Annotated in this window: 1 protein-coding gene; it reads left to right on the top strand. The window is 71.0% G+C overall.

All coding sequences use genetic code 11. The features are described from left to right. The coding region (locus tag HP550_RS00035; protein ID WP_210767462.1) for an Ig-like domain-containing protein at positions 1 to 307 on the top strand (307 nt) is incomplete at both ends.

The raw sequence follows: 307 nt of genomic DNA, 5'->3' as shown, positions 1-307 counted from the left end.
CATCGCGCTGGTCCGGCAGAACGCCGGGTGGTCCTCGATCCCGGTCGCGTTCGCGCAGGGCGACGGGACCTGGCAGATCACCAACGGGTCGGCTCCGACGTTCATCGGGTCGTGGGCGAACACCCCGGGCGTGCGGGTGGTGACCGGGGACTTCAACGGCAACGGCCTGACCGACATCGCGCTGGTCCGGCAGAACGCCGGGTGGTCCTCGATCCCGGTCGCGTTCGCGCAGGGCGACGGGACCTGGCAGATCACCAACGGGTCGGCTCCGACGTTCATCGGGTCGTGGGCGAACACCCCGGGCGTG

Origin of the sequence: Cellulomonas humilata (assembly GCF_013359775.1) — a bacterium.
Classification (GTDB): domain Bacteria; phylum Actinomycetota; class Actinomycetes; order Actinomycetales; family Cellulomonadaceae; genus Cellulomonas; species Cellulomonas humilata.
The sequence above is the reverse complement of the archived record's forward strand: the minus strand, read 5'-3'. Positions and strand labels throughout refer to the sequence as shown.